The sequence below is a fragment of the Rhodococcus yunnanensis NBRC 103083 genome (genome assembly GCF_001895005.1).
Taxonomy (GTDB): domain Bacteria; phylum Actinomycetota; class Actinomycetes; order Mycobacteriales; family Mycobacteriaceae; genus Rhodococcoides; species Rhodococcoides yunnanense.
The window spans coordinates 1-21,390 of record NZ_BCXH01000004.1 but is presented as its reverse complement, the minus strand read 5'-3'; the positions used below and the strand labels follow the sequence as shown (position 1 = coordinate 21,390).

20 protein-coding genes are annotated in these 21,390 nt (G+C 61.4%); 13 read left to right on the top strand and 7 right to left on the bottom strand.

Annotated elements, in window-relative coordinates:
- Window positions 1-11: 11 nt before the first annotated feature.
- Complete coding sequence (locus RY1_RS08440; protein ID WP_072803111.1) at window positions 12-1,313, top strand: lysine N(6)-hydroxylase/L-ornithine N(5)-oxygenase family protein; 1,302 nt, start codon at window positions 12-14, stop codon at window positions 1,311-1,313.
- A 135-nt stretch (window positions 1,314-1,448) separates the two neighbouring features.
- On the opposite strand, the gene RY1_RS08435 is transcribed toward RY1_RS08440, so the two are convergent.
- Genes RY1_RS08435 through RY1_RS08420 form a run of 4 tightly spaced genes read right to left on the bottom strand, consistent with a single transcriptional unit; the run spans window position 1,449 to window position 6,209 of the window.
- Complete coding sequence (locus tag RY1_RS08435; RefSeq protein ID WP_072803110.1) at window positions 1,449-2,321, bottom strand: TniQ family protein; 873 nt, start codon at window positions 2,319-2,321, stop codon at window positions 1,449-1,451.
- Window positions 2,318-3,358 (bottom strand): TniB family NTP-binding protein, encoded by a 1,041-nt coding sequence (locus RY1_RS08430; RefSeq protein ID WP_072803378.1) that lies wholly within the window; start codon window positions 3,356-3,358, stop codon window positions 2,318-2,320. The genes RY1_RS08435 and RY1_RS08430 overlap by 4 nt, the downstream gene beginning before the upstream one ends.
- 5 nt (window positions 3,359-3,363) lie before the next feature.
- Window positions 3,364-5,445, bottom strand: a complete 2,082-nt coding sequence (locus tag RY1_RS08425; protein ID WP_245819555.1) for a TnsB C-terminal domain-containing protein — start codon at window positions 5,443-5,445, stop codon at window positions 3,364-3,366.
- On the bottom strand, window positions 5,442-6,209 hold the full coding sequence (locus RY1_RS08420) for a TnsA-like heteromeric transposase endonuclease subunit (RefSeq protein WP_245819554.1): 768 nt from the start codon (window positions 6,207-6,209) through the stop codon (window positions 5,442-5,444). The genes RY1_RS08425 and RY1_RS08420 overlap by 4 nt, the downstream gene beginning before the upstream one ends.
- A 319-nt stretch (window positions 6,210-6,528) precedes the next feature.
- Here RY1_RS08420 and RY1_RS08415 point away from each other — a divergent pair, with 319 nt between their 5' ends.
- Both RY1_RS08415 and RY1_RS08410 read left to right on the top strand, forming a co-directional pair.
- On the top strand, window positions 6,529-7,335 hold the full coding sequence (locus RY1_RS08415; protein WP_072803108.1) for an SDR family NAD(P)-dependent oxidoreductase: 807 nt from the start codon (window positions 6,529-6,531) through the stop codon (window positions 7,333-7,335).
- 54 nt (window positions 7,336-7,389) lie between these two features.
- Window positions 7,390-8,385, top strand: a complete 996-nt coding sequence (locus RY1_RS08410; protein WP_072803107.1) for a GAF domain-containing protein — start codon at window positions 7,390-7,392, stop codon at window positions 8,383-8,385.
- A 110-nt stretch (window positions 8,386-8,495) separates the two neighbouring features.
- On the opposite strand, the gene RY1_RS08405 is transcribed toward RY1_RS08410, so the two are convergent.
- Together RY1_RS08405 and RY1_RS08400 are read right to left on the bottom strand one after the other, a co-directional pair.
- Entirely contained in the window at window positions 8,496-8,987 is a 492-nt protein-coding gene (locus tag RY1_RS08405) for a helix-turn-helix domain-containing protein (protein ID WP_245819553.1), read from the bottom strand.
- A 420-nt stretch (window positions 8,988-9,407) separates the two neighbouring features.
- Entirely contained in the window at window positions 9,408-9,635 is a 228-nt protein-coding gene (locus tag RY1_RS08400; protein WP_072803105.1) for a hypothetical protein, read from the bottom strand.
- A gap of 207 nt (window positions 9,636-9,842) precedes the next feature.
- Here RY1_RS08400 and RY1_RS08395 point away from each other — a divergent pair, with 207 nt between their 5' ends.
- The 10 genes from RY1_RS08395 to RY1_RS08355 all read left to right on the top strand — a co-directional run bounded on the left by RY1_RS08395 (window position 9,843) and on the right by RY1_RS08355 (window position 19,361).
- Complete coding sequence (locus RY1_RS08395) at window positions 9,843-10,952, top strand: hypothetical protein (RefSeq protein ID WP_072803104.1); 1,110 nt, start codon at window positions 9,843-9,845, stop codon at window positions 10,950-10,952.
- Window positions 10,953-10,983: 31 nt separating this feature from the next.
- Window positions 10,984-11,577 carry a DUF8176 domain-containing protein gene (locus RY1_RS08390; RefSeq protein ID WP_245819552.1) on the top strand — a complete coding sequence of 198 codons (594 nt, stop codon included), beginning with the start codon at window positions 10,984-10,986 and terminating at the stop codon, window positions 11,575-11,577.
- 36 nt (window positions 11,578-11,613) lie between these two features.
- Window positions 11,614-12,951: a MinD/ParA family ATP-binding protein gene (locus RY1_RS08385; protein ID WP_084727260.1), complete on the top strand. Its 1,338-nt coding sequence runs from the start codon at window positions 11,614-11,616 to the stop codon at window positions 12,949-12,951.
- Window positions 12,948-14,984, top strand: a complete 2,037-nt coding sequence (locus tag RY1_RS08380) for a cutinase family protein (protein WP_072803103.1) — start codon at window positions 12,948-12,950, stop codon at window positions 14,982-14,984. The genes RY1_RS08385 and RY1_RS08380 overlap by 4 nt, the downstream gene beginning before the upstream one ends.
- 100 nt (window positions 14,985-15,084) lie before the next feature.
- A complete protein-coding gene (locus tag RY1_RS08375) occupies window positions 15,085-16,719 on the top strand; it encodes a peptidoglycan DD-metalloendopeptidase family protein (protein WP_245819551.1) in 1,635 nt (544 codons plus the stop codon).
- Entirely contained in the window at window positions 16,716-17,309 is a 594-nt protein-coding gene (locus RY1_RS08370; protein ID WP_072803101.1) for a hypothetical protein, read from the top strand. Before RY1_RS08375 ends, RY1_RS08370 begins: the two co-directional genes overlap by 4 nt.
- Before the next feature lie 47 nt (window positions 17,310-17,356).
- Window positions 17,357-17,752: a hypothetical protein gene (locus tag RY1_RS08365; protein ID WP_072803375.1), complete on the top strand. Its 396-nt coding sequence runs from the start codon at window positions 17,357-17,359 to the stop codon at window positions 17,750-17,752.
- A 64-nt stretch (window positions 17,753-17,816) separates the two neighbouring features.
- The gene (locus RY1_RS08360; protein WP_072803100.1) at window positions 17,817-18,002 is read left to right on the top strand and encodes a hypothetical protein; all 186 of its coding nucleotides are present in this window, start codon (window positions 17,817-17,819) and stop codon (window positions 18,000-18,002) included.
- Window positions 17,975-18,169 carry a hypothetical protein gene (locus tag RY1_RS29600; protein WP_174565356.1) on the top strand — a complete coding sequence of 65 codons (195 nt, stop codon included), beginning with the start codon at window positions 17,975-17,977 and terminating at the stop codon, window positions 18,167-18,169. The genes RY1_RS08360 and RY1_RS29600 overlap by 28 nt, the downstream gene beginning before the upstream one ends.
- Before the next feature lie 76 nt (window positions 18,170-18,245).
- Window positions 18,246-19,361, top strand: a complete 1,116-nt coding sequence (locus RY1_RS08355) for a site-specific integrase (protein ID WP_245819550.1) — start codon at window positions 18,246-18,248, stop codon at window positions 19,359-19,361.
- Window positions 19,362-19,477: 116 nt separating this feature from the next.
- Here RY1_RS08355 and RY1_RS08350 read toward each other — a convergent pair whose 3' ends face one another.
- A complete protein-coding gene (locus RY1_RS08350; protein ID WP_072803098.1) occupies window positions 19,478-21,121 on the bottom strand; it encodes a DUF6119 family protein in 1,644 nt (547 codons plus the stop codon).
- Window positions 21,122-21,390 lie beyond the last annotated feature (269 nt).

The following is a 21,390-nucleotide window of genomic DNA, read 5'->3' as shown; positions in this document are numbered from 1 at the left end:
GAGGTCACCTAGTGAAGAAAAATCTTGACGACTCGAGATCACGGAACGACAGTACGGTCGATCTGATCGGAGTCGGATTCGGACCGTCCAACCTCGGACTGGCAATTGCGATTCGCGAGTACAACGAATCGCAGGAGTCCGGCAACCGGATCACGGCGCGGTTCGTCGAGTCGAAACCAACTTTCGGCTGGCACCCCGGAATGTTGATTCCAGGTACGACGATGCAGATTTCGGTCCTGAAAGACCTTGCTACACAACGCAATGCTACAAGCCGATTCACATTTCTGAACTATCTAGCAGAACACGGCAGATTGAACCATTTCGTGAACTACCAAACGTTCTTCCCCACTCGGATCGAATTTCACAAGTACCTCGAATGGGCGGCCGATCAAGTCGACGCCGACGTCGATTATGGAAGTCGCGCAGTTGAAATCCTATCCGCGGGTGAGCACTTCGAGGTCCGGACCGTTGGCAGCTCAGAGCGCGTGCTTAAAGCGCGCAACATCGTCATGGCAGGAGGTCTGACCGCAGCACTCCCCGATGGCGTGACACCGACTGCGCGACAGTTCCACAGTCACAACCTGCTCTTCGACCTGGCTGAACTGCCACCGATTCGACACAATTCTTTTGTCGTCGTAGGCGCAGGGCAAAGCGCGGCCGAAGTCGCCCGCTATCTTCATTCGACATATCCCGAAGCTGAAGTGCATTCAGTTTTCGGCAAGTACGGATACAGCCCTTCCGATGACAGTCCGTATGCCAACCGGATATTCGATCCCGTCGCAGTCGACGACTTTTACTCGTCGGCACCGCACGTGCGCAAGCAACTGCTGAACTACCATCGCGGCACCAACTATTCCGCGGTCGACCTACCACTCATCGAAGAGTTGTATGCGATCGAATACGCTGAACGCGTACAAGGTCCACGCAGACTTTTCGTCCACGGCGCCTCTGCGATTGTCGACACGCACGAAGACTCCGTCGGCGTGAGCGTCACCGTGGAACACCGCCCTACAGGGCTCACAGAAACCATCCTCAACGATGCCGTCATCTTCGCGACCGGATTCAAGCCGATGGATCTACCCTCAATTCTCGGACCACTTTGCGACAGGGACGATTTCAATTCGAATGGACCCACTGTTACGCGAGACTATCGTTTGGTCACCACAGTGAGCTGCGGCGGTACCGTGTTCCTCCAAGGTGGTACGGAGCACTCACACGGGCTCACGTCATCGTTGCTGTCGAACATCGCAGTGAGGTCGGGCGAGATTTTACAAGCTGTCGCCTCACAGAGCGCCCCATCGTCGTCTATCTAGTCCGTAAAGACCTGTGGAATGTGTTGGGTTTCAGCGACGATGAGGCTTAACCCTCCGTATGAACGCAGGGAAAGGCTACGTCAGCCAGTCAGACGCACCGATATGCTGTTCGCTACTCCAGTCGGGCGGCAGTGGTCAGAGTTTGTTCCAGTCGATGCCTACGCGGGTGAGTCCGCTGATCCATTTCACGATGGGGTCACATCCGCCGTTCGGCCAGTATGGATTTCGTTCGCCGGTTGTCCGCCATCCGAGCTCGGTGAGGAATTGATTGCACGTCCGCTGCCGGGACGCGACCCGACGCCAGTGCGGTGAGACGAGCAGTGCGGCGGTGTTGACGACGTTGGGGTAGCTGGCCGCCAAATATTCGCAGTCGTCGAGGGCGATGAAACGTCTCGCATTCGGTTCGAGGATGCCGAGCCTTTCCTTTATGCCGCTGCACGTGGGGAATAAGACGAGGTTGTTCCACACTCCGCGAGCGACGTTGAAGGCGTATTGGGTTGGTTGTGGTCCACGTCGTTGCGCCAAGCGCCGATGTCTGGAATGAGCGGCCAAAATTGCGGGCACGCCGCTGATATCGAGCACGCGACCGCGATCGAATCGTCCACCGCTGAACCAGATCCGGTGCTTCGAGCAGACGTGGACATAGGACGGGTAGTAGCGGGTTACCGGGCCACCGCGGTGTCGGTTCGTGCAGGCAGGACAGGCCGGTCTCGGCCAATCCGCGAGGCGGGCAGTGTCGGTGTGCCGGTTCGACAGCTGAGGAAGCGCGCGAGTGAGCTCCTCGCGTGAATAGCCGGTGATCACGACGAGCCTGGCGAGGTTACCGGGGCGGATGCGTAATCCCAGCCGCGTGGGATCGAGCCCGAGGTGACGCTTCAGTGTGTCGTTGCTGATGTGGTTGACGGCGGCGAGTCGGCGTAGGTAGGACTCGATCGTCTCGTTCATCGCGGGCGGGATGGGTATGGGCAGTTGGCGTGCTTGCTCGCTCGGGCGCCGCCGAGATGTCATGCAACGCCACTTCGTTTGGCCGAATCCTTGCTGTGAGCCAACTCCGGCTGAATGTTGGCGGCGCGGTCGAGTCGCTGAGCGTCGAGATGGGCTCGGGTGATCTTTTCGCTGCCGTCGAGGATTGCGTCGATGGCAGCGCCGCGGATGAGGTGGGACAGGCTCCCGAGCATGCCGTTGGTGCGCTGGTAGAGGTATTTGCCCTGACGAGCCAAGGTGCCGTGTTTGTGCCGGTGCAGACGCAGCGCTTGCTCGAGGGTGACGACAAGGGCGCTCCAGTGTTCACGCTGCGCGGTGCTGCCGTAGGCGAACGGGTGAGTGGAGATGGTTGCGAAGCGGCCTGCGATCTGGCGGCCGCGGATACCGGAGAACAGGCCGGCGTGCTCGACGTCGATTCCGGCGTAGACGAACGTCGCCGGGATGCGCTCGGAGAAATATTTCAGTTGATCGGAGACCTCGGCACCCGCTCGGGTGGTCAGCGAAATGTTGTGGATCTCATCGACGAGGACCAGATCGCAACCGACGTCGCAGAGGACCGCGCAGACGGAGTTGGTGATGTCGGTGAGATTGGCACGACCGGTGAGTGGAAGACCGAGGAACCGCGCGAATTCGACCGCGACCATGCGCGCAGTCGCAGCCGGGGGCAAAGTGATGTAGACGACCGGAATCCGTGTTCCCCGAACAGGATTGCGTAACCGCGTTCGAAGCTGGTGCGCCAGCCCCAACTGAGTCAATGCGGTGGTCTTGCCTGTGCCCGCGCCGCCGGTGACGATCAGCCCGCGCCGAGCCGATATCTGGCGGCGATTGAGAATCAACAGTCGCCGAACGGTTTTCGTGATGTCTTGGATGGTCGGGGTGTTCACCACGATCAGTTCGGAGTGGTAGTCCAGCCGGATGTCGTCGTAGTCGGCGCGCTCAGACGGTGCCAGCTCGCACCAATCTCCTCGTAGCTCAGGCGCAGAGCGGTCACGGTCAACCCAGCGATTCCAGCCTTCCTTGGTGGTGAGCGGGGCGTCCGGTGGCGGGTCGAATTCACTCATGCTGGTCACAGCCACCGCTCTGCCTCAGCAGCGGCGTCGAAGACACCGAACGGGATCACCGTGCCCCACTCGCCTTCATCGCCGCTGTCCTCGTCGAAGTCGTCACCACCGTCGAGTACACGCAAATCGACCGGTACGGCAGTGGCCCTTTGAGGTGCCGCAGCCCGGGTTCGGGCTGCTACCTTACGATCGGCCTTGGTCCTGGCCGCCGGCTGCGTGTCCGGACCGGAAGATGCTCGATCCAAAAGGTCCGCCAGCGCTCGCGCGGTCGCGGTCTCCACCGGTTCATCTGTCGGCCCGGCGTCGGCGACGATTTGGCGGGCGTGACGCCAGGTGAAGTCCGCGAACGGAGCCGACACCATCGGCAGATGCGTCCAGGTCGCCCGGATCCAACCACCTTGGTGGTGGTTGCGGACGAACACCTGCGACAGGTCGTACGGGTCGTAGCGGACTTCCCAAGCCCCGTTGTGCGCGGTGACACCGGAATGCTGGCGGCGATAGGGATTGAACGCGCGATCGTCGTACGTGCGCCGGTCGAGGCGCACCCCGTAGTCGTTGATGGTGCGCCATTGCGAGGGCAGTAGCTCGATGTAGTCCTCACCGCTGAGCATCAACGGCAGATAGCCTGCGGCGCTGACCAGCACCGCATACATCTCGTTCGGTGACACCGCCTGACCGCTGTCGGGACTGCGCAGCCCCTCGTGGCGGCGGCGCTGCCAGTGAATCACCCACTCGTCGAACAGATCCTGCAGTTGCGCCAGCGACCACACAGCTTCGTCCTCGACATGGGCGCCGCGGCGGCTGACATCACGGCCGACGTACCCGGCGACGTACTGGCAGAACAGGGTGTTGATCGAGGAGAACGTACGCTCGATCACGCTGTTGTCGGTCGGAGTGCGCGGATGGGACGGCTGAACCGACATGCCCAATGTCTGGCACGACCGCAGGAAGGTTTCGGACAGGTAGACCTTGCCGCGGTCACAGCCGATCGTCTCCGGGACGATCACCGGTTTCGCCGCAGCCTGCTCCATCCGGACGTCGATGTCGGCCAGACTTCGATACGGCAACCGCGACACCGACATCCGCAACACTTCCGCCCAACCCGGGCGCATCGGCTCAGGTACCAGCATCCGCGCCAGCAACAGCGACGCATCCACCGCCTTGGTACCGACCGGGCGCAGCACCCCTGCCGCGATCGTGCGCGTTGCGACATCGACCGCCGCGGTCAACTCGACTCGGCGGGCGATCCCGTCGTCGAAGACCGCCAACACATCCAACGGTGTCGTGTCGATCTGAACGTGTTGCCCCGGCCGCGACGCCCAGGTCGCGGTGAAGGGACCGGTCGGCCGATTTGCTGCGGATCGCCGCGTCTTCGCCGAACCGAACGTGTGCTGTCCCGTCGACAGCGCTGCTACCAGCCGGTTGAATGTCGCCTTCGACGGCATCGCGACAACCCCGTCACCGTGCCGTTGCACCAGAAGCGTTTCTACCTGCCGTCGCAGTCGATCTCGGGTTCCGGTGGACCGTTTCGTTTCCCCGTCCAACGCATCCAGGACCGCTGCCACCACGCGCTCGTCGGTGCGCCGATAAGTCGACGACTGCCGGATCACCCTGCCGTCGACCAGCCCGCGCACTCCGCCGGAACGATAGCGGCTGCGCATCCGCTGAACCGTGATCGCGCTGGTCGGAGTCCCTGCTGCGGTCAATTCGGCGGCCTTGGCTGCCTCGCGCTGGCGAATGGTGGTCCGCGCCGGGTCGTACTCGGGCCGAGGAGTGGCTCCTGGATCCGCTCCGGTCGGCAACCCGGTTTGCACCTCGACCACGTGTCGTTCCCAGTCACGAGCTCGCTCGGCGGCATTAGCAGGAACGTCGGCGAGGCTCTGCCCAGCCAGTCCACCCGACCCGAACCCGGCGTCGGACTGTCCGAGGATCGCGAACCCCGGCGAGTCCACCAGATGCGACACCAGAACCACAGACACGGCCCCATCGGCTGCCTCCAACCTCACCCGCACACCGGACAGTGCCACCACCAGATACTCGTCGTCATCGAAAAACACCCGGTCCCCGACCTTCAGCAGCTTCATCATCTCGCCGCCGCCGACACGATCGACACCGACTCCAACCGCTGTGACAGATCCACGATCAGCTCCTTCGACCACAACAGGTGATGCAACACCGGCAATACAGCCACCGGATCGCCTACCGAACGCGCGCCCTCGATCAATGGCCGAGATTTCGCGAACGCCGCCACCAATGCCGCCGCCGTCGAATCCACTCGGTGACGAGGGTGCCGATACCCTGCCAGCCACTGCACGTTCGTCAACCAGACTCGATCGTGCTCGCTCACTCGCCGATAGATCCAGCCCATCGCGCCGCATGCCCGCTCGGTCGCTGCGAACGCGGCCTCGTCCCGCGGCTTGATCCGCGCCGCAGGTCGACAATCGACCACTACCCCGGTGCCGTCGGCGCGGCGGGCGAAGAAATCCGGTGCATGTGATCGACTCCTCTGCACATCGCGCCAGAACAGCCAGAACGGTTGCGCCGCGAACCCCACTACGTCCGGATCGAAATCCAGCGCCATCGCCTCGTCACGCTCCAACCAGGACTCGAACTCCACATGCGCCACCACCGTCGCCGACCAGTACAAGCCAGGATTGTGCCGCTGGCCCTGATACGACGGAATCGATCGGATCGGCGGAACCCGCTCGAACCGCACCGCCGCCGCGTCGGCCAACGAACACCGAACCTCGACCCCACCCGAGCCCACGAAGCCGACCTCGAATGCGTCCAACCCGACCGACAAATCCGCGCCCCCGTTCGTCCGCAGCAAACCCCATGGGGCAGCGATCATGACACACCGCATCAGATGCCCTGAGTCTGCATCATATTGACGTATCGAAAGATCAGATTCGATGAGTCCGCATCAGGTGCTATGAGCCAGAACAACAGAACTGTGCTGACCTGGCGTTTCGTAGCTGATGGTGCGAAAAACGCAGTTTATGTCGCCAGCATCCGTCAGGCTACTGCTCCCTCTCGTGGCAATAGGACTGGGTCGTTTCGCAGACCAACCCGTGGTGGTCGATCGGTCTGTCCATCGGGCAATTCTCCCCAACAAAAGGCACCTCGGTAGGGTTCTAATCGATTCGTTTCCGCCGAGCTGAGGAGTGTTAATGGAAAACTCGGTTCGCACGGCTGCAATCACGGGCGCCGGTTCGGGGATAGGCAAGCAAATCGCCGTACAGCTTGCCACAAGGGGGTGGAACCTCCACCTCGCAGACTTTGATTGCGACTCACTCCTAGAAACCCGACAGTGCTGCGCAAAGCAAGGATTCGACCTAACAACGACAGTCCTGAACGTCTCGGACAGAGACCAGATGTACGCGTGGGCGTCGTCGACCCTCCCCAAAGCTGACTCCATCTTCAACGTCGCCGGCGTTCTCCACGGAGGCGACGTAGTAGACACGCCGATCAAGGACTTCGAGCGAGTGATGGACATCAACTTTTGGGGCGTCATCCACGGAACCAAGGCCTTCCTGCCGCAGATTCTCGACTCTCCCCGTGGTCAAATCGTCAACGTCTCATCCGCTTTTGGCGTCATGTCTGCGCCTGGCTACAGCGCGTACAACTCGTCGAAGTTCGCCGTCCGCGGGTTCACCGAGGCATTGAGTCAAGAGCTTCTAACCACCAGCAAGACAGCACGTGCTACATGCGTAATCCCTGGTGGCGTAGCCACTTCCATCGCACGCACTGCCCGCGTTGCGCCTGGAGTTGACAAGCAACAGCTAGCCGATTTGTTCGATCGGTACATTGCTCGAACGGACCCACGCGACGCAGCACGCAAGATCATCGCCGGCGCGGAGAAAGGCAAACCGCGCGTTCTGATTGGTCCGGACGCACGGCTCGTGGATTTGACTGTGCGAGCATTCGGTTCGAACTACCAACGCATCTTCCCACTACTCCAGCGGTTGCGCAGGTAGCCTCGGCATACTCAATCCAGAATTCACAACGAGACTCGCGGGGGTCACTCGAACATGTCAAGCAGTTGGCTGTTGATCGAAACATTCGGCGGCGCACAACCATCCGTCATCGGCAGAGGCTCGACACAGAAGTCGTTCGTAGAGCTCGCCAAAGTCATCAGGAGCGCTGCAACTCGCGACGAGGCCGAACGCGCAGTGCTCGAAGTGATGACGACCGGTCGGTCCGTTGACCGGCAATCCGAGGACGGCCGACGACTCGTTCTCGCTGAGCCACTGAAGGTCTTTTCCGAACGTGTTCATGGCGTTTGGCTGTGGATCGGCGACCACGACGAGAAAGTACCCACCCGGGACCCGGCCGGCGCGTGGCTGTTCAACCTCACCACCAGCACAGCGAGCGGCAGCGACGACCTGCTCGACCTGTATGGCGTCCCCGAAGACCAGCGTCCGACTCAACGTGCCATTGCCGGAGCCTTCACACGATTGGTAACCAATCGGGACGAGAGCGAAGCGATGGCCAAGATCGTCAACTCAGTCCCGGGCGACGTCCACCAGGCCGTGTGGACGGTAAGGCGTGACGATGAACAACTCCGTGCAGCACACTTCTCGTGCCGCATGCTGGCGGAGGACGTCGGCGGCAAAACGGAGGTGATCCTACGTGGCATCACACACGACCTCGGACCAGCGGAGGACATCACCATCGCTCCCCCACCGACCATCCTGGAACATCGCATCCTCGAAGCATCGACCAAGGACGGCGAGTACAGGGCACTCGTCAACCTACGAACACTGAACTTGTTGCGGTGGTACAACTCTGACCCTGTACCAAATATCTGCTGGGAAAACGTTGCCGGAGAACCTACTCCGGCCATACACCCGGACAATCTCCCGATTGCCAAGAAGATGTCCAAGGGGCTGGCTCACAAACGGACTACTGGCACAGTTCGATTCAGAACGATGGACGACAAATGGAAACCACTCCACCTGAACGCAAGCTTGGTGTCACTGGATCAGCATACGACTGCGGCATTGGTTGTCATCACCGAAGCATGATCGGGCAAATCGGACGACTTTCTATAATTCGACGGACGCGAATGGCCGGACATGGACCCACGCGCACGAAAGCAAGCACTTCGAGGACAGTTTTATAGTTGCGTACTTTCTTAGCGGCTCTGCGCGCGTGTCGTGCGCGCTTCTTGGGTTCTGACCCACGCTGCTGACACGACCTCGGCAGCCACACCGTAAGCATCAGCGAGCGATGCGACCCGCTCTACACTCTCAGGCTTGCGGCCGCGCTCGATGTCGGCGAGCACAGTCGCTGACACTCCGATGAGCTTCGCCGCGTCGGCCTGCGACAGCGCCGCATGGACCCTCAGGTCGGCTAGTCGCAGCTGGGACTCCGGTATCGGCACCAGGGTCGATACCGACGTGTCCAGCGCTTCGGCAATCAACCCGAGCGTGGCGGGCGGAGGAGTCGACCGGCCTACCTCCCAGGTCGACACAGCCTGACGGCTGGTACCTAGACGCGCCGCCAAGTCGTCGGGCGTCAATCCTGCGCGCACACGAAGGTCCCGCAACCTGTCGGCGCGAAACCCCCGAACCCCGCTACGCGGCACCCTTCCCAACTCTCCCTCGAAGCCATCCGTCCCCGCCATTTTGACGCCTCCTCGGTTCTACGGTTCCACTTGTGCGTTTTATTGTTGCGCGTTATGGTTGCACAACATCCTCAAGATTACGGCCGAGGAGCGAGAGGTGAATCGATTGCCAACCGTCAGTGCCCTGCATTACAGTTCCGGTGCGCGCCCAGAAGGGAATCCTCGGTGCTTGTCGTTCTCGGCACCGCTTGTAGCGCAGGACATCAGGACAGCCATGTCTTCGGCTTCGTCCCCACAATCCTGTCTGGAGTCTGCCGTGCCCCCGCCTTACCTGGACAACGCGTACACACGTTCGACGAACGCAAGGCCGACGGTGTCGAGAACTTTCGCGCTGCAGTCCATCCGGTTTCTATTCCGAGACATACCAGTTGGTTTCCGTAGCAGCGAAATGCGCGATCAAGGGTGCCCCGCAAAGGCGAGTCATGCAATGAATCGGCCTGCTGCACAATCCGTTACAGCGAGTCGCGGATGATGCCCCGAACGGAACAGATCATCGATCACGTTGCGCAGCCGAGTTTTTGCCATGCGATCGGTGTCGACGCCACCCACGGCGACATGCTGCCGTGCTGCCTCGAACCTCGCCATGCCGGTCCTCACGAGTACATCGGCGACGACGGACTTGTTCTCGCCCGCTGGACTTCCTCTCATGCGCAACGCAATCCAGCACTGTCACCCGCCGAGAACAACTGATCCAACGCAGAACCCACTCACAACAGGAGCTGAATCATGCCGACCCCCAAGCACTACCCCTACTCAGGACGACCGGCCACCCTTGCGGCAACAGGATTCGCTGTACCGCTTGCACTCGCCCTTACCTTCACGACCCAGGCGCATGCAGCTCCAAGCCAACCGGGAGTGACTGCGCCAATCGGATCGCAGCCAGGCATCACCTCCGTTCCGGAAACACCCACTCCCCCTGCCGCGCCCGCACCTGCTCCTACCTACGAACGCGACTACCTGCCCGGATACACACCACCTGCGTCCCAGGAGAACGCGCAATGGCGCTCCTACGACAGCTACGACGACGGCGCGTACTCCACCGTCGAACCCGAGACAGCACCGGAGCCCAGTAATGAATCCACGGATGTGGTTCCCGAGAACGACGAACCCCTTCCCGCGTCGCCGGGCCCGATCCAAGCTCCGGACAACAAGATTCGACTCGGATCGATTATCACCGACATCCCTGGGTGGCTGCCACCGCAGACGGCCGAGGAGATCAACAACACCGGTGCTTCCTTGGAGAATCAGGGTGCCGTGTTCTTCAACGATCTCGGAATCCCGACAACACGAGCGGACCGGATCGCAGCGGGCAGCACAGCCGGATTCGTCGTTGGATTCACCGTCGCAGCAGGGGTCACCTACGCGACCGTCGCGCCACTGGCTGCGCTCGGCGGAGGCGTCATCGGCGGGGTCGCAGGCGGACTCGCCGGAACTCCGCTCGGCACTGTGCTGGTACCGATCCCAGGAGTGGGCACTGTATCCGGCACGGTGGCCGGATCAGTCGTCGGCGCTGCAGCCGGTGCCGCTGGCGGCGCAGCTGCAGCACTCCCTGTTGCCGCAGGAGTAGGCACTGTCGTCGGTGCTGTCACGGCATTCCTCGGGGGCGTTGCAGGAAGCGGCGAGGGCGTCGGAGAACTTCCGCCGCCACTGCCCGTCGCACCGGCGCCAGATCCAGCCCAGGCACCGCCCGCGAGTGGCGACCTCGACGCAATCACTCTCAACGTTCAACATGGACTCGATCAGGTGGCGGCACTGCCCGAGGTAGCGCAAGCAGTCGAGTCCGTTCAAGTCGCCGTCCAAGACGCGCCGCTGTGGATCGAACCGGCACGCCACGCAGTCGAGCAGTTCAGCACCACTGTCCTCGAACAGCCAGCAGTCGAAGAGGTGCAGAACGCGGTAGCCCCGGCGGTAGATCAGGCCCGTGCAGCCCTCGACTTGGTGCTCCCGGCTCCGGCACCGGCCTGATTCGGCCCGCATACGAGAGGTGGTCACTGCGATGACCCGGAAGTCGACAGCTAACCCGATCGCCAGCGCAACCGGTCCCGGAGGCGCACCCGAGTCCAAGGTACGGACGACGCATCATTTTCGCCGACATGCCCTCGCGGTAGCAGCTGGACTCGCTTCTCTTGCAGCGGTCTGCATCGTCGCTTTCAGCGATACGGACGACGACGCGTCGGCCCCCGAAAGTACACGCGGTACGGCGGTGACAACCGCACCGCCGACGACATTCGTCGCTACGGGGCCTGATTGTTCGATGCCGCGTGGCAATCAGTCCAGCGCGACGGGCGTGATCGCCGCGTTCGAGCACGCGTACTACGTGCAGCGATCGGGCAGCGCCGCACACGCATTGGTCTCACCCCACGCACCCGCCGGTGCGCCTTTCACTGTCGTCGCCAACCTCGACTCCGGGATAGCGACGGTCGCCGAAAACACCACCTACTGCCTCGACATCGACCCCGTTGACAGCAACGTACACAGGTTGACGCTGACCGAAAGCGGGCCTGACGGACCGGGAGTCCAATACCGCCAGCGCATCACCACGGACGAGGTCGACGGCCACTACGTCATCACGTCGATCGATCAAGCCTGAAAGCTCCGACCCGCAACCACCATCTGGAGGTCGACTGTGACTGACATCGAACCCGATCTCGACTCCGAGGCGTTCGACGACAACCATGTCGCCGACTACGAAGCCGAAGCCGCAGTCAACCTGCGAGCCCAACGATTACGACGGCCGAACGTCGACGACACCGAACCGGAACCGAATGACAGGGAAGCCTCGGCACCAGACCCCTACGGTGTTGGACAGGATGCCCTAGCAGCGGTTGACGACTGGGACGAAAGCGAACGCCCCTATCGAGCACAGCTTTTCGATCACCACGATTCAGACCCCACCACGCAGCCTGCCACGTGGGGGTTGCGAGGACGACTCAACGCCGCGCTCGGCGCACGCCTACGACCGAAAGACCTCTCAACCGAAGCCAGATACCGGACCTCGATCCGCACTGTGCAGCAACCACTTCCGGGGTGCTCGGTGGTATCGGTCATCAATCCGAAAGGTGGATCCGGCAACACCATTACTGCCGCGATGCTCGGGTCAACGTTCGGAAGGCACCGCGGCACCGGCGTCGTGGTATGGGACGCATGTGAGTCGACCGGAAGCCTCGGCGACCGGGCCGCACGCACGACCGATCCAGAGCTCACCGTCTGGGACCTCCTCGCGCACGCCAGTGATCTAGCGTCCTCCGCAGCAGTGTCCGGCGCGCTCAACACCTTCCTCCGCCGACAACCCACGATGGAAGACGTTCTGGCGTCTGACAATTCGATGACAAACGGTCAGAGCATCGGATGGGATGAGTGCGCCGCTGTGATGGCAATCCTTCGCCGCCACCGGGATCTGATCGTCATCGACACGGGCAACAACCCAGTCGCCGACAACTGGCAATGGGCTGTCGCGCACTCCGACGTTCTCGTGGTTCCACTTCCGCTGCGCCTCGACATGGCGAAGCAGGTCTATCAGATGTTGGACAGTCTGATAAGCCGTGGTCTCGAGCATCTGCTGGCCTCGACGATCGTCGTTACCTGCGTTACGCCCGACGCTGCACCGGAATCGACACCGATGATCTTTCAAGATCTCCACCACCTCGGGATACCGAGAGAAAACTTCGTTCAGGCTCCCTACGAGCCGGTTCTGGCACGAGGGGAACGGATCCAGTACTCCGAGCTTCCAGCCGAGACAATCGAGGCGTACACCAATGTGACGGCTCTCGTTGCCGATACCCTCGCCGAAGCACGCCGCGCGACGACTCAGCAGTACTCCGACCCAGTCTCTCCGAAGTCCCTATACCGCAGACCAAGTGACGATCTTCGACGGTTTCCACCCCCGCCACCAGCTCAACCGGTCGCCCTGTCCGGCGGTTACGAACGCGGTGCCACCCCGCTCCGTTCCAGGAGGCGGGCGTGACGCGAGACTTCTCGTTCAGCTTGCTGAAAAGACGCCTGGTCAAAGGGTTGGTCGCTGTCGCGGTCACGACCACAGTCGCCGCTGCACTGGCACCACCCGCCCAGGCCGTCCCGTCACAGACCGGAACGTCTGCCTGCGCGAAGTACGTCGCAATCATGACGCCAGGCACCTGGGAGACCACCGCTACCGCGAATCCGACCGTTCCGGTGGGGATGCTCGAGACGGTCGGCGACGCCCTGAAGGCTAAGTACGGCAATCAGATCGACGTGCTCTACCCTGCCTACTCGGCGTCGGCGTTCGACCAGGGTCGCACCTATGCCGACAGCAAGCAGACTGGCATCGACACGATCAACAACATCCTCACCTCCGCCTGCTCGACGTCGAAGTTTCTCCTCGCCGGCTACTCCCAAGGCGCGGACGCAGCCGGAGATGTCGCGGCCGCGATCGGCAACGGCCGCGGAGTCATTCCTGCCGCCAGGGTCCTTGGCGTCGGACTGGTGGCCGACCCGCACCAAGGAACTGCCGGCGGCACCCTTGTCGGCCCGAAGGTCGACGGCCAAGGAATCGGCGGTGTCCGACCCGAAGGCTTCGGGTCCCTCGCCCCGCTCGTGCGGCAGCTCTGCGCCCCGACCGATCTGTACTGCTCGACCAACGCAGGTAGCGACGGCCTGCTCGCCGGTCTAGGCAAGGTCCTCGCCAACCCTCCTGACGACGCGGTCACAACAGGGACGTCGGCGCCGTTGTCGAACGGCGCGAACGCGCAGGGTGGGGTGACGGCCAGTACGACCGGTGCTGTCGAAAACGCGTCTGCACGCGATTTCGGGTCCTCGCTGGTCTCGGACTTCTCCCGCGTCGATCTCGCGGGTGCAGGCAGCACGGTCCACTCGTTGATCGAGCGGATCGGGGCGCTGCCGGACACCATCGGCGCGAACCGGTCCCAGTCTCAGGTCGCCGGCGTCGAAGCCTCGGCAACCTCGCTGACGAACACCCTGGCCCCGGTCGCCGACATCCAATCGCTGATCTCTACTAACCCCGGCATCCGCTCCTCGCTCGACTCCGCCGCCGACGGCACACCCGAGAAGCAGACCGCTGACGTGCTCAACACACTCGATCGGATCGACATGCCGTCGACCATTCGTACTGCTGGAACGATCGCCAATTCGGCGTCGTCGATCCTCGGCGGCACCGGCACCACCTCCGGACTCGCAGACTCAGCCGCCACTTTGGGCAACCAGATCGCACCATTGCAGACAGTCGAACCGGATGCCCTCGCGTTAGCATCGCGCGTCCTCTCGTTGCTCAAGCCGAAGACCGTCGTCGACCAGATCGTCAATGTCGCAACCGGCTTCTCGACGCCCGACTACCAGGGGATCGTCGACAACCTGATCGTCCTGCCACAGAAAGTTGCCGCCCTCGACGTCCAGTCCGCACATCAGATCGCAGGTGAGCTGAACAATCAGTTTGCGCCGATCGTGAAGATGGCCGCTGGTATTGACCTGCACATGCTGTCCGGGTTGGTCGCGATGATTCCCGACCCGTCGGGAACGGCACAGATCGCTTCGCTCGCCCTCGGCCTACTCGGCAATGTCGATCTCATCCGCCTCGCCAACGACGTCGGCGCCATCCAGGAAGTCGGATGGAAGATCCTCGAGACCGGCAACCTGGCTGCCGCAACCGAACTGCTTCCAGTCGGACTTGATCTCGCCTCCGTCGCTGTCGGTGTGATCTCCGGCCAAGGCGACAAGACCAGCGTCGACCAACTCGGCGTGCCGAGTCAGGCGATCGATCAGTCCGACGCCATCGGCCGCCAGGCTTCGAGCGGCGACTTCGCCGGTCTCGCAGGCTCTCTCGGAGCGTTGGCATCCTCCCCGGGCGCGAGCGACCTGACCCAACTCGTCGGGGCTGGCATCGATGCAGCCTCCTTCTTCGCCTCCGGAGCGCACCAGTCCTACAACGACTACCAAGTCGATTCCACCGGCCGCAGCGCCCTGCAATGGCTCATCGACTTCTTCACCCAAAAGATCGGCGGCTGAACAGCACTCGGCACCCAAACCAGCGTCGATCAACCTCACTCAGGAAGGACAGGCAGCGATGGCAGAACATGGCTCTAGCGGTGGGAAGGCAGCAGGTGCAGTGACCGCTGTGCTTATTGCTGCTCTCACAGCGTTCGCCATGTTCGGTGTTCTGTCCGGCGACCGGAAGCCCGAGGACGACGAAGGCACCTGCCTGCCAAGCACACCCGGTACGGCTCCGCATTCAGGCACGGTTGTGCTGCCGCTGAGTGAAGGCAGCTATCAGGCGACGAGCCCGTTCGGACCCCGAACCCACCCGGTCACCGGCGCGCAGGAAGGCCACCAAGGGCAGGACTACTCGGCCCCGATCGGAACGCCGATCTACGCGGCCACCGATGGCACCGTGGTCAAGGCCGGGCCGGCCGACGGCTTCGGCAACTGGATCATCATCGACAGCGTCGTCGACGGCCAGTCGGTCTCCACCGTGTACGGGCACATGAACGACGACGGCATCGACGTCAGCGAGGGGCAGACCGTCGCTGCTGGGGATCCGATCGGCGTGGTCGGCAACGCAGGTCAATCCACTGGTCCGCACCTCCACTTCGAGGTCTGGCCCGGTACCCGACTCGCATCAGGATCGGACCCTGTCGATCCCGTCGGCTGGCTTGCTGCATCCGGAGCGAATACGCCCTCGGGCGACACCGACACCCTCGCCGCCGGGCCGTCGTCCGCCGAAACCACCACTGCCAAGCGGGCATCGAGCCGCAACGTCCAACTCGCCGCCGCGACCAAGCCCGGCTGCGGTCAACCCGTCGGCGCCACCGGACTACGACCAGGATCAGTGCCGGCGGAGTTCGAACCGTGGATCGTCAAGGGCGGTAGCGTGTGCGCAGAAGTCACCGCCCCTATTGTCGCCGCGCAGCTCGAACAGGAAAGCGGCTTCAACATCCAAGCCAGCAACGCCTCGTCCGGCGCAGACGGGCCAGCTCAGTTCATGCCCGGCACCTGGGCCGCGAAAGCAGTCGACGGCGACGGTGACGGCCACAAGGACACCCGCAGCATCGCCGACGCGGTGATGACCCAAGCCTCCTACGACTGCGAACTCGCCCAGATCGCGAAAGACGGCCTCACGTCGGGAAAGCTGCACGGAGATTTGACCGAGCTGTATCTGTCGATGTACAACTGCGGACCTGGTGCAACGCTTGCTGGGGGCCAGGTGTGCCAGAACGCCGAGACCCTCGACTATGTCGCGAAGATCCCGAAGACGGCGACCGAAAAGTTCGCGCTCGTTATCCCGAACGCCGGACCCGGCCTGGTGCCCGATGGGCCGTTCGGCGCCAATGTCGTCACTGCGGCGATGCGCTGGCTCGGCACCACCTACGCCTGGGGCGGAGGCGATCGAAACGGGCCCACCAAAGGTGTCAGCGACGGCGGCGGGCGCGCCGACATGATCGGCGACTTCGACAGGGTCGGCTTCGACTGCTCCGGACTCGTGCTCCACGCAGTCGCCCAAGCCTCCGGAGGTGCAATCGTTCTCCCACATCAGGATTCGGCACAGATCGCCGACCCCCGCGGCCGCGTCATCGGTACAGCTGCGGACCTGCAGCCCGGCGACATCATCCAACCGCACTCCGGGCACATCTTCATCTGGCTCGGCAACAACCACGTCGTTGAGGCCCCACAGTCCGGCGACGTCGTCAAAGTCTCGGACTGGACCCCGCCCACCAGCGGCCTGACAGCACGGAGGTTCGGATGAACCGCACCCACACCGCCACAGCTGTAGTGCTGCTGGCCGCAACGATTCTCTCCGGATGCACGAACAGTCAGTCACCCGATGAGCACGACTCGTCGAACTTCACAGCGCAGCAATGGAACCCGGGATCGGTCTCACCCGACGTCAGCGACCCAATCCGCACTCCCCCGCGAGCCGCAACCGCTCTACCGAAAGTGGCTGCACCAGTGGATCGCGCAGATCCCGACCTCGTAGCAATCGCCGCCTTGACGATATGGTTCACGTGGAACACTGGTGCTGACGCCGGCCCGAACGACGCGGCCGCCCGCGCCGCTCCGCTACTCACCGTCAACTACGCCCGCGAGATCACCTCGACCACAGCAAAATCCAGCCCGGGCGCGCAGTGGCTGCGCTGGGCAGCAGCGGGCTCGGTGCTCGTCCCGACTATCACGCGCGACGACGAGCCCACTCCGCCTCAGACCGACGAGGTTGCCAATCGCGCATACCGCGTCAGCCAGACCATCGACGACGTGCCTGTCAATCAATCCGTCGTCGCCGTCATCCTCCGCCGCGGTACCGACGGGTGGGAGGTGAGCCGCATTCAGAACAAATGACCTTCACGCATCCGACGCATCACCACAGCACGAAAGGAGCAACGGCCATGACACCCACACAGCAGCGGACCACCAATACACGACGCCGGATACTCGAAACCGGTGTGCTCACCACAGCTATCACCCTTGCAGCGACGGGAGTTGCTCACGCACAAACGATTCCGAATCCACTGGACAACATCAACCCTGATGTCGGACTACTCGGACCCGCCCTCAATTCGACCTGGAAACGCGTCGTCGCCGCGATCTGGGGCGGATGCCTTGTCGTCATTTCGATTTGGGTGATCACCTCAGCCCTCAAGGCCAAGAAGTCACGCGGCCGAGGAGTGTCCTCCGATCTCTCCGAGGCCAGCGAGGACTTCCGGCTTTCACTGATGGCCCTAGGTGCCGTCGCTGGAGCATCCGTCATCATCGGCGCCGTTCTCTTCCTCGTCGGAGGCTGACTCCAAATCTTCTGTCGATCAACGACATCAACGAGCGGCTGAGCCGCCCAATGAAGGAGTCCACATGGGAACCGATTACCGCAACATCGGCGAAGACACCGCCGACCCCGTACTCGTCAGCCATGCGTCGAAAGCCACGGACCGGCGGGACCAGCTGATACGCCGTCTCACCGTTTGCGCCGTCGTGGCCGTCGTACTTCTCTTGACTGCAGGAGTCGCCGTGTGGCTCTTCATGCCCTCACCACGATGAGGAGGGCCCGTTCGCAGCTTCGAAGCGGACTGTCCAAGAAGGAAACTGCGGACCACATCGAAACGATGCAGATGGCCTACGAGGACGCGAGGAATCGCGCAGAAGACCTCTTCCGCCAGATGACCGAGCTGGACATGAACGTGGGCACCGAGGTACCCGATGCCTAGGCAGCAACTCCCACCTCAGATCCGCAAGATCACTGTCCGAGACAGGAAGACGCACCGCGGCCTTACCCGCTACGAGGTGACTGTCGACACGGGCACTCGGACAGACGTCAGGATCGATGAGAACGGGACACCAAAGACAACGACACGTCGTACACAGAGCCGACGGCGGTACTCGACCGAACAGGAAGCACGCGCCGCACTCGCTGCGACGCTGAACTCGGTCAACAACGGGCTGTACATCCATTCCTCCGCCCTGACCGTTGAGAAGACAATCGAGTACTGGCTCGAGTCAAAGCATCGCCTGAAACCGTCGTCGCTGCACGGACACCGAACGAACCTGCAGCCAGTCGTTTCCGAGCTCGGGCAGATCCCAGTCCAGAAACTCACAAAGCCCAATATCGAATCGCTGGTGCGGAACCTGAGGAAGGGTGGGCTGCCGTCGCCCAGTGGCCGGCCCAGGAAGCCCTGGGCGCCTCGGACGGTGAACTACATGCTCAGTCTGCTGACGGCGATTCTGCAGGATCAGATGGCACAGGGAAACGTCGTCCGCAATGTCGGTGCGCTGGTGGAACGGCTTGCTGCCGAGACAACAGAGATGCAGACCCTCTCGAAGCTCGAAGTCGACAAGCTAATGAAACATGTCGCGCGCGAACCGCTATCGCAGGCTTGGCAGTTGGCGATGCACGGCATGCGACGAGGGGAGATCGCGGGACTGCGTTGGCAAGACGTTGATCTGGACAAGGGCAAGCTCAAGGTCAAGAACACGCGAATCGCGGTTGGCAAGACCATCGTCGAGGGTCCGCCGAAGACGAAGAAGTCCCGGCGGACACTGCCGATCTCTAAGCCGTTGGACGCGGCGCTACGTGTGGCGAAGGCACAGCAGGCAAAGGAGAAGCTGCTACTCGGCGAGTACTATGAAGAGACGGCATACGTCGTCCGGCTCCCCAGCGGACAACCGGTCCATCCAAACCTGCTGACGTTTCGCTGGCGGAAGATTTTGGAGTCAGCAGAGCTAAGACACGTTCGCTTGCACGACGCGCGGCACACATGCGCAACTTTGATGCATCTGCAGGGCATTCCAATTGCTGTGATCGCTGCATGGCTAGGGCATGCTTCGGCTGCGTTCACATTGAGCGTCTACACGCACTCACAGGAAGACGCGTTGTTGGAAGCTGCAAGCAGTTTCAAGTAAGGAAGGCACCGCGCAACTCTAGTTGCAAAGGTCAACCGTCACCACAGACTGGCCACCACCAGGGTGCGTCCCGAAAACAGCATTTACAAAAGATCCAAGGCTTCGCCGGCTCAAATTCAGCTCGATACTTTGGACTTCCGCGGCTTTTTAGGCTTGACCTTTGGCGCCCTGGTTACCGAAACATCCGGGATGAAGTGCAGCTCGACTTCGGCGTCCATCAAACGCAGATACTTCACATTTCGCATCAGACTAATTCGCGAGAAGAGAGGCAAATTCCGAGACATACCAGACGGATCCTTTCTCGTGATTATCCCAAATACGACCTTAAATGACTTCCTATTCACAGGGTCTACGAATCCAAGCGCGCGTCCATCTGACTTACCTTCAAGGATCTCAATCAGCTTCTCACGAGCTTTCCCTTCCGAACGAAGTAACTCGACGGAATTTGCACCTTGATTGAACAGGTGACTTAAGCTCGATGAGCGCGTTGATATCTTGATGTGATAAAGGACCGCACGATCACCATCTACCCTAAACAAATCGCAAGGCTCAACCTGCGCCTGTTTTCGTATGGAAATATTTGTCTTATCCAAGCACAGCAGATCCGCGTCTGACTCCGCGGCCATTTCGTTGTACTCGTCCTCCCGATGCTTATCACAATCCGGCAGTGGAGCGCTGGTACAGATCGGGTCGAGGTAGTCACGCAGCTTCTTGAGATAGTCAGCTTCGATACGGTACCAGTCACCCTCCATTAGGTGGTAAGCATATGTGTCACGTGGCAGGCTGGCGTCAAAAAGGATTGTCTTATAGACCGAGAACCTTCCCCAATTACTTCCGCCTTCCTGGTCTACCATGTGAACTGTCTGATGCTTTAAATCAGCCACTACGATTTTGTCTATAGAAAATTTGTTCTCTTGCAAGTACTGAAGATACGATACCAGCGATAGATCGTCATAAACTTTACTTAAACCTACCCCGGTGAAAGAAATATATGTATTGCTCGCATAGTCAATCATCTCCGGGATCGAAAGCTCGATATCGGTAGACTTCGCTCGCATTTGATCGATCAAGACCTTGTCAAGTTTTCCGATTAGAGTTGGATCCTTGATGGGTGCTATATTCTGAATTTCAGGAAAGGACTCTTTGTACTGATCTCCGCAGTACAGCTCGTATACCGACGCGCATAAATCGGGCAAGTCGGGGGGTTTGACCGCCGAACTAATCTTCAAGTTCGCCGAACCCGTCGCGTGCTTGATCAGATCCTTAAGGTCGCTGCGCACCTTTCCGGTCAGAGATTTCAGAATTGTAGCATCGCGGTCGAAATCAAAAAGGGCAATGTCGGAGTCAACGGACAGCTGTGTTCGCTGCCGACGTGCTGAACCTGGCTCTAACACATCGGTGTTTTTGATCTTGTCCGGATCAAGGGCGTTCATCGACGTCCGCAGCCCAAAGTCATACTCATAACTGGCGTCTTCCAGGTTGTGCGCAACATGACCGAAAGTTATTGCAAACACCCGTTCGTCAACCTCTAGAAAGAGAATCGCGCCCTTCAGTGACTGAGTCAGGTCTGCGTCGATCGCGAAATAAGACTTCCACCATGGAGGCCGAGGAGGAGAGTCAAGGACAAACAGTGCCGCGTTCTCGGGCAGAGTCGCCGCGTCGTCGTCGACTTCCTCCAAGACGGTGTCGGGACGCAGCGCATTGCTTGCGTCCCAACCATCTTTCAAGAGGTAGATCGAGAACGGCCGAGACGACACCATTTTGAACTCCCAAATTCGTGACTGCTGCGACTGCGGCGTATCGGGCGAAAACGTGACCGTCCAAGTCCGACTGAATGGACGCTACCCGGCAGGCAACTCGCACAGTGGCGGACATGCCGAGGTGTCGTCTGTTCGGATGAACGCGACGCCCGTAGTAAGACAGCGCTTTTCTGATCGACTTGCGGCAGCAGGGCCCGCCATGAGCCCACCTACCGAGTGCTCCTTGATCCGAAGCATTCGTGTGCACCGGGGGGTAGTTATTTTGACTT